Consider the following 488-nt stretch of genomic DNA (forward strand, 5'->3'; position numbering starts at 1 on the left):
CCCCGGGGGGGGGGGGGGGCGGGGGGGTTTGGGCCCCCCGGGGCCTGGGGGGGGGGGAGGGGATGACGTCCGCCGCCGCCGCGACGCTCGGCGCGCGGGTCGCAGGCTTCGCCGGCAGCGTGCTGGCCACCGCCAGCCGCCGCACCGGCTCGGCCGCGACCGAGGCGCTGGCCGAGGCGCTCTCCGCCGTGCCGCACCGGCTGCATCGCTGGGGCGGGGAGGGGGCGAACCCGCTGCTCGGCTTCATGGCCTGGGCCGACGCGCTCGTCGTCACCGGCGACTCGGTCTCGATGCTGTCGGAGGCGCTGATCACCGCCGCGCCGATCTTCATCGCGCCACAGGGCGACGAGGGGCGGCGGCACCTCGCCCTGCACGAAAGCCTCTACGCCGCCGGCCAGGCGCGGCCGCTCTCCGCGGCGCCGGCGCCGTTCGCGCGCCGCCCGCGGGGCGAGGCCGGGCGCCTCGCGGCCGCGGTCCTGGGGCGCGGC

General features: G+C 81.4%; 1 protein-coding gene. It reads left to right on the plus strand.

What is annotated here, in order from left to right; genetic code table 11:
• Positions 1-62: 62 nt before the first annotated feature.
• A partial coding sequence (locus AC1MIR_RS21200; RefSeq protein WP_480030162.1) for an ELM1/GtrOC1 family putative glycosyltransferase occupies positions 63-488 on the plus strand: 426 nt, incomplete at its 3' end.

It is taken from the genome of Falsiroseomonas sp. RANM36, assembly GCF_056682175.1.